Below are 7,560 nucleotides of genomic sequence, written 5' to 3'. Positions count from 1 at the left end.
GGTACCAGTCCGAAGGCGTGTGCCCACCGAGTAGCCGACACCCAGGCGGGGCGCATATCTTGATGGGCGATGGTGCCGTCAGATTTGTCACCGACTCCATCGAGGCTGGAAACCCATCGTCGCGAGCCATGGTGTCCAACGCGAGCGTGAACACGGACCCGTTGTCGGTACCCGGTTCACAAAGCCCCTTCGGTTTGTGGGGAGCACTTGGCACGCGTGCATCCAATGAAGTGCTCGACGGAGAGTTTTAATTTCGCGCTGACATTGCAACAGTCATCGCAACAGCCGTCGCGCACGATCCCGGGGTCACGATCCCCGCGCAAGATGGCTCACTGGTGACTGCTTTATCTGTTTTCGCGTGTTTGAAAAACGTTGAAGCGACGCGTGTCGCTCTGCAATGTATTGTCTTCATTTATTTCTGGGAGTGTGCGTTCGTTATGAAGTTCTTTACCCATGCGTTTGTTTTGTTATTGGTGATAGGCTCTGTAGGTTGTGCCGAAGAGGAACCCGAGAGAACCTACAACGCTTCCGACATCGAACAACTGTTGATGGAACACCCGGAGTTAAATGATGCACCTCCTCCGGAATTCCGAGAAAAAAGCGAGGTCTACGAGTGAATTCGCGCGGTTTCTGACGCAACGACCGCTCGTGATTCAACATCGCTCCGGTCGATGCGTCGATCGTTTAAAATTGCCTTCAGCAACCTAATTCGCTGCGACAGGCTGTATCGCTGGTCGCGCGAAAGCAATCAAAGCGGATGAATGGTTGATCTGACGGTATCCCGATGACCAAGGAGCAACGCATCGCGATATCGTCGGACGCATCGGGCGTTCACTGGCGCTCGTAGCGAAATGCCGAAAGCCTCCTGCAGTGAATCTCTGACTGACTATCAATGCAGAGCGTTTGCCGGGAGGCTTTCCCCCATTCCGATCAAGCCAAATCACTCAATCAACTTCGACGTAGAACATGAACCGCATTCTTCGCCTGCTCCCCTTTCTTTGCATGCTCGCAACCACGACAGTTGCGACCTCCAAACCGCCGAACATCGTCCTGATCCTCTCCGATGACCAAGGCTACACCGACTACGGTTTCATGGGGCATGCAGACATCGAAACGCCCAACCTGGACAAGCTTGCCAGGGAGAGCGCGTTGTTTCGACGTGGCTATGTTCCGACCGCACTGTGCCGCCCCTCATTAATGACGCTGATCACAGGACTCTATTCGCATCAGAACTTGACGACGGGAAACGACCCCGCCGGCACACCAGCCAACAGGGCTCACGCTGAAAAAGCGGGCAAAGACATTCGCGAATTGCTGATCTCACACATTGACCGCACCGGCGCCCTGCCTCAGTGGCTGGCCACAAAAGGTTACGTCAGTCACCAGAGCGGAAAATGGTGGGAAGGCTCTTTCCAACGTGGTGGTTTCACCGAAGGCATGACCAATGGGTTTCCCAATCGGGGCGGGCGACATGGTGATGCGGGGCTGACGATCGGGCGCGATGGCATCAAGCCTGTTACGGACTTTATCGATCGCAGCGTCGAAGCGGGGAAGCCATTTTTTGTTTGGTACGCACCAATCATGCCCCATACACCACACAATCCGCCGACTCGACTTCTTGAAAAGTACCTCAACAAGGGAGTCCAGGAACGAATCGCGAAGTACTATGCGATGTGCGAATGGTTCGATGAAACCTGTGGCTCTCTGCTGGACCACATCGACAACTCGGGCATTGCGGAAGACACGCTTGTCATTTACGTCACGGACAACGGCTGGATCCAGACGGAAACAGGCGGCTACGGACCGCGATCCAAACGCAGTCCCTATGAGCTCGGGACACGAACGCCGATCATGTTCCGCTGGCCAGGCACAATCCCTCCGGCGGATCGCCCCGAACTTTGTTCGTCAATTGATTTTGTTCCGACCGTTCTGGCAGCCGCCGACGCGAAAGGACCACACGACTTCCCCGGACTCAATCTGCTGCCCCAACTAACGTCAGGCGAGCCCATCGAGCGTGACACGCTGTTCGGCGAATCCTTTGCCCACGACATCGCCGATATCGAGAATCCGCAGGCATCGCTTTTGTATCGCTGGGTGATCCACGGCCACGACAAGCTCCTGCTGACATACGACGGGGCGCCGGGAAAAATGAAGTACCCGCCTCTCAGTGACGCACCGCAGCTCTACAATCTGAACGACGATCCCGGTGAACACGTGAATGTTGCCGTGACGAATCCGAAAAAGGTCAAGGCGCTCCGTGCACTTTTGGACGCGTGGTATGTCCCCACCGAACGCCAAGCCGATTTGAGACACAAAGAATGATGATGAAAAAGATAGGCTGTGATTGTTGCTTGGCTTCGCTGATCGCCCTCAGTGCCTTGTCGACGATTGCGTTTGGCCAGGACACGGCAAATCAAGCACACTCGCCAAACATCGTCCTGATCATGGCCGACGACCTGGGGTGGAAGGACCTTCATTGTTACGGCAACGAGAAACTTGACACGCCCCACCTCGATCGGCTGGCAAAGCAAGGTTTGCTTTTCACTGATGCCTACTCCGCTGCGCCTGTTTGTACGCCCACACGCGCAGCTCTGATGACGGGAGAGTCACCGGCTCGTCTCAACATTACCAATCACGCCGGCGGACACCCTCCAAATTTTCAAAAACCCGGTACGGATCTGATCACACCGATTTGGTTGCGACACCTACCGCTGGAACGGGTCACCCTGGCCGAGCAACTCAAACAGGCAGGGTATGCGACAGGCTTTGTGGGAAAGTGGCACCTCTCCCATCGCAGCCGATCCGACTCCAACTCCGACACGGATCTGCCGACGGAACCGGAGCTGCGTCCTGAACACCAGGGCTTCGACATCAATATCGGAGGCTGTCGTTTCGGAGGGCCACCAAGCTATTTCAGTCCGTACAGGATTCCCAATTTGCAAGGAAAATTCGACGGCGAGTACTTGCCGGACAGATGTGCCGACGAATGCATCAGCTTCATCAAGTCCGCCAAAGCGGATGGGAATCGCCCGTTCTTTCTTTGCTGGTGGAATTACTCGGTGCACTACCCATTCCAAGCTCCCGCCGACTTGATTGCCAAATACGAACGCAGAAAAGGACCGGGCGTCGAGAATCCGACATACGCTGCAATGATTGAGGGCATGGACCGATCGATCGGCAAACTCATCAAAGCGATTGACGAACAGGGGCTGGGCGAAGACACCCTGGTGATCTTTACCTCAGACAACGGACCGTTCCAGGCAAACGTTCAACCACTGAGGGCGGAGAAGGGGTTCCTGTACGAAGGTGGAATTCGAGTCCCGATGATTGTTCGCTGGCCCGGTCGCGTCAGGCCTGCCACGCAAACTTCAACACCGGCGATCACCATGGACATCCATGCAACGATTCTTGACGCAGCGAATCTGAAGGCCGCCCCCTCCAATACTCCCGATGGAATCTCTTTGTTACCGCTGTTCAAAAACGAATCCGAGTTGAATCGCGAGTCGATCTACTTCCACTATCCCAATTACGCCTTTCACAAAGCCAATCGACTGGGAAGTGCCATTCGCTCTGGCGACTATAAATTGATCAAGTTTTATGATGATGACTCAATTGAACTCTACAACCTAAAAGACGACATCAGCGAGTCGCGGAACCTCGCCGACGAGATTCCGGAAAAAGCCGAACAGCTTCGATCTGAATTGGAGGCGTGGCTGAAAAAGACCAACGCCAGTCAGCCAAAGCGTGCGACGTGATCCCCGCTGCAAACGTTGACACCTTGCGACTGATCTCTGGGATTGCCTGGAAAATTGAAATGAAGACGTTCCTCCGTTTGCTGGTTCTGTTGCTCATCGCCGGCTCCTTCGCACAGGCGTCCGACCGACCGCCCAACGTGATCATCTTTCTTGCCGACGACCTCGGCTACGGTGACCTCGCTTGTTACGGCAACCCGATCGTCCAGACGCCCCACCTTGACCAATTCGCTTCCGAAGGCGTGCGTCTGACCGACTGCCATTCCGGCGGAACGGTTTGTTCACCGTCGCGGGCCGCGCTGTTGACCGGGCGTAATCCCTACCGCAGTGGTTTCTTCTATATCCACAACAGAAACACGTACCTGAGAGACGAGGAGGTCACCCTTGCCGAAGTGCTGAAGCAAGAAGGCTATGAGACCGCTTTCTGGGGCAAGTGGCATCTTTCCACCCTCGAGAAAACCCGCTACGTCCACCCCGGGCCCGGCGAGCAGGGCTTCGATTACTGGATGGGCACGACCCTCAATGCATTCGACAAGCTTGGTGGACCGCGCAGCCCCAAGGCGTTTATCAAGAACGGCGAGCCCTTGGGCGCGGTCGATGGTTGGTACTGCGACGTGATCGTTGACGACGCACGCGACTGGCTGGCAAATCAACGCAACAAGCAGAAACCGTTCTTCATGTATGTCTGCTCGCACGAGCCGCATACCCCGATTGATCCGCCCCAGGAATACAGTGCCCGATACGACAACGCCGAAGTGGAGCGATTGGAGAAACAAATCCGATACGGTCGGGTCAACCGTCCGCAACGAGATATCTCCGGGTACAAGAAGGACTACTACGGTACCGTGAACCAGCTCGATGACGCCTTCGGACGATTGATGAAGACGCTCGAGGAACAGGGCCTCAAGGAGAACACGTTGGTGCTGTTCACCAGCGACAACGGGCCGGAAACTCCGGTAACTTTAGAAGAGTCGCGGGGCCAGTGGGAGGATCCCATCCGCGATAAATGTTTCGGTAGCCCCGGTGTGTTGCGCGGCATGAAGCGTTATCCGTACGAAGGTGGTCACCGCGTCCCCGGGCTTGTCCGATTTCCCGGCGTCATTCCCGCGGGCACCAACAGCGACGTGCTCTTCAATGGAACCGACATCCTTCCCACTGTCTGCGGGCTGGTCGGAGCCAAGGTGCCTGCCAATCGGAACGTGGATGGCGTCGATGCCTTTTCTGCATTTCTGGGGCAACAGGTTCGACGCAACGATTCCGCCATCTGGTTCTTCCCACACCACGGCGACACCTGGTTTCGCATGCCACAGATTTCGATGCGCCGAGGCCACTTCACGTTGGTCGCTTGGTTGCCCAAACGGTCAGACGGCGTTTTACTCGACGAGTGGCTCGCGACATCCGATCCCGACCGAGTGGAACTGTATGATGTTTCGGTCGATCCCGCGCAGAGCAACGATATCGCTAGTGAATTTCCTGAAATCGTCAGCTCCATGAAGCAGGAAATGACCTCGCTCTGGCGCGAAATGCGCGACGAAGGCCTGTCGATTTAGCAGATCGACGAGTGCCAGGCCGACGCCACCGACAAACGTTCAATCATCCCTCCGGGGCTAAACCACATCGCCTGCTATCGTGATGGCGAATGACGAAACACCGAATGTTGTACAACGCATTGATGAAAGGCAAGCTCGTGAAAAACAGACTCCAACTGATGGTGACTTGCCTATTGGTATGGCCCGCGATTGCGTCAACGTATGGGCAGGAGCAGCGTCCCAACGTGCTCTTTGTTTCAGTGGATGACTTGAACGATTGGATTGAACCGCTCGGAGGGCATCCCCAGGCGGTGACACCCAATTTCACTCGTTTCATGAAGCGGTCGGTCTGTTTCACGAACGCAAACTGCCCGAGCCCCGGCTGCAACCCATCACGCACGGCGATCATGACTGGGTTGGCCCCTTATACGTCCGGCGTTTACTCCAACTACCAGGATTGGCGCGAAGCGATTCCGAATCGCCAAACGATTGGAGCCTATTTTCGACGGCACGGTTACTTCAGTTGCGGCGCGGGAAAGATTTTCCACTACCACATGGTTGATCCCCAGTGTTGGGATGAGTACTGGCCGTCACAGCAGCAAAACATGCCTGAAGAAGCCTTTCCAGATTTCAGCAAATCCAGGCTCTCGGCGGCGGATCAGCCGACGCCAAAGACGATGAACATGCCGGCGTTCCATCAGATGTATGGGATGTTCGATTGGTCGGCGTTGGATGTCCCTGATGAACAGATGGGAGACTTCAAGAGTGTCGATTATGTGCTGCAACAGCTCAACAAGCCACGCGACAAACCGCTCTTTCTGGCCTGCGGCATTTACCGTCCGCACCTGCCGTGGTATGTGCCTCGCAAATACTTCGACCTGTTTCCCCTCGATGACATTGTCCTGCCCAAGCGGCTGGAAAACGATCTTGACGATGTTGGACCACGAGCAAGAGACATCGCCTTTCGTGGCGGAGGCTACCATCAGCACGTCATCAATGCGGGGCAGTGGAAACAAGCCGTCCAGGGGTACCTCGCGTCGATTGCGTTTGCAGATGCCATGTTCGGACGTTTGCTCGATGGACTGGACGAAAGTGGCAAAGGTGAAAACACGGTCGTGGTGTTGTGGTCCGACCACGGATGGCAGCTTGGCGAGAAACAGCACTGGCGCAAGTTCGCGCTTTGGGACAATGTCGTGCGTTCGGTGTTGATGATCCATGTCCCCGAGGATGCCCCCGGACTGCTTGACGGGTCTACGGATGGGCAACTGTGCCATCGCCCCGTTTCGTTGCAAGACATCTATCCAACACTGGTAGACGTCTGCGGACTGCCCGCCAACGACGGGATCGACGGACGCAGTTTGAAACCTCTACTGAAGAAGCCTGATGCAGAGTGGGATCACGTCGCGTTGACGACTTACGACTTTGGAGAGTTCTCCGTACGCAGCCAGCGGTATCGGTACACGCGTTACATCGATGGCAGCGAAGAACTCTATGATCACCACGCCGATGCCGAGGAATGGCACAACCTTGCGGAGGATCCGAAGTTTTCTCAGATCAAGAGCGAGTTGGCCGCCAAGATCCCGGTCTCGCCAGCCCCTTTAGTGAAAACATCCGAGAAACTGCAGCCACACCACATCCCCCCATTTCGCTCTCGAGCGGAATACGACGACTGGTTACAGCACGGCAAAGACAATCAATACTTACTGAAAAAGCACTGGCAATAACAAGCCGCTTCGCGACACAGAGCAACTCCCCCCTCCCAATTGGTGCCACCCACCTATTTCCATCCCGGCTTGGTCCAAATGGTGCCACCCATCTATCTCCATACCATATCTGTTTGGTGCCACCCACCAAGAGTTTAGGCGTGCGTTCGCTGCGCTGAACACTCATCTCCGACCGCAAAAACCAACAGGTGCATTGCCTGCGAGTCCCGGCGATCAGAAGCTCCAATGCCTTACGCAATGCCATCAACTGCTCACAGGACAAGACGCCCACCGGTGTCTGGCGACTGGAGGACTCAGCGTCTTCGGCAATACTGGTCGCATTTTCGTTATGCAGCGAAGCACTCGGCGACTTGCCGGTGCCCTTTGGCCCATTTGCGACCGCTCGACTCGGCGAACTGTGTCATGCCGCTCGGCGATCCCGCACAGCAGCTATTGCCGAAGTAACGTTGAAAGTTCCAGACCAGATCACGCCACATCGACAAGTCGATCCCTAACCGAGAAACCAGTCCCTGCAGACTCGGTGGGACCTTGCGCCCCGCTCCCTCTTCGCTTTGC

Annotated in this window: 6 protein-coding genes and 1 pseudogene; 6 read left to right on the top strand and 1 reads right to left on the bottom strand. The window is 55.8% G+C overall.

The window, feature by feature from the left end; translation table 11 throughout:
- From ABX962_RS24575 to ABX962_RS24550, 6 genes are all read left to right on the top strand, one after another.
- On the top strand, nucleotides 1–251 hold a 251-nt coding region (locus ABX962_RS24575; RefSeq protein ID WP_372723212.1), incomplete at its 5' end, for an H-X9-DG-CTERM domain-containing protein.
- Between the two features lie 186 nt (nucleotides 252–437).
- The gene (locus ABX962_RS24570; RefSeq protein ID WP_372723211.1) at nucleotides 438–617 is read left to right on the top strand and encodes a hypothetical protein; all 180 of its coding nucleotides are present in this window, start codon (nucleotides 438–440) and stop codon (nucleotides 615–617) included.
- Nucleotides 618–966: 349 nt separating this feature from the next.
- A complete protein-coding gene (locus ABX962_RS24565; RefSeq protein WP_372723209.1) occupies nucleotides 967–2,322 on the top strand; it encodes a sulfatase in 1,356 nt (451 codons plus the stop codon).
- A complete protein-coding gene (locus ABX962_RS24560; RefSeq protein ID WP_372723207.1) occupies nucleotides 2,319–3,755 on the top strand; it encodes a sulfatase in 1,437 nt (478 codons plus the stop codon). The genes ABX962_RS24565 and ABX962_RS24560 overlap by 4 nt, the downstream gene beginning before the upstream one ends.
- Nucleotides 3,710–5,302, top strand: coding sequence for a sulfatase (locus ABX962_RS24555; RefSeq protein WP_372723205.1), 1,593 nt, complete (start codon nucleotides 3,710–3,712; stop codon nucleotides 5,300–5,302). The genes ABX962_RS24560 and ABX962_RS24555 overlap by 46 nt, the downstream gene beginning before the upstream one ends.
- Nucleotides 5,303–5,439: 137 nt before the next feature.
- Nucleotides 5,440–7,005: a sulfatase gene (locus ABX962_RS24550; protein WP_372723203.1), complete on the top strand. Its 1,566-nt coding sequence runs from the start codon at nucleotides 5,440–5,442 to the stop codon at nucleotides 7,003–7,005.
- 326 nt (nucleotides 7,006–7,331) lie between these two features.
- Here ABX962_RS24550 and ABX962_RS24545 read toward each other — a convergent pair.
- Nucleotides 7,332–7,560 (bottom strand): annotated as a pseudogene (locus ABX962_RS24545) (hypothetical protein); the annotation flags it as partial.

Origin of the sequence: Novipirellula sp. (genome assembly GCF_041583735.1) — a bacterium.
In the GTDB taxonomy this organism is placed as follows: Bacteria; Planctomycetota; Planctomycetia; order Pirellulales; family Pirellulaceae; genus Novipirellula.
Note: the sequence above shows the minus strand (reverse complement) of the source record. Positions and strands in the feature narration are given on the sequence as shown.